This window comes from Streptomyces sp. GbtcB7 (genome assembly GCF_019091445.1).
GTDB classification, from domain to species: Bacteria; Actinomycetota; Actinomycetes; order Streptomycetales; family Streptomycetaceae; genus Streptomyces; species Streptomyces mirabilis.
Genome location: NZ_JAGXJM010000806.1, coordinates 1 through 228 on the forward strand (window position 1 = coordinate 1; position 228 = coordinate 228).

Consider the following 228-nt stretch of genomic DNA (forward strand, 5'->3'; position numbering starts at 1 on the left):
GGAGATGGGGGGGAAGCCACCGGGCTCCCAGATCGTCCCTTGGGGCCCGTCGAGCTTGTCGATCAGCCCCTGATGCCCGTCTGCGCGACCCCCTGCACCAGCCAGCGCTGGAGGGAGAGGAACACGAACACCAGGGGCAGGATGGAGATGGCGGGGGCCAAGAAGATCAGGAGGGAGGTGGCGGTCTGGGTGGTCATGTACGACGAGAGCGGGGTCTGCACCGTCCAG

The 228-nt window shown here is 67.5% G+C and carries 1 pseudogene; it reads right to left on the reverse strand.

Annotated elements, in window-relative coordinates:
• Positions 1-62: 62 nt before the first annotated feature.
• A pseudogene (locus KVT44_RS59915) lies at positions 63-228 on the reverse strand (carbohydrate ABC transporter permease); the annotation flags it as partial.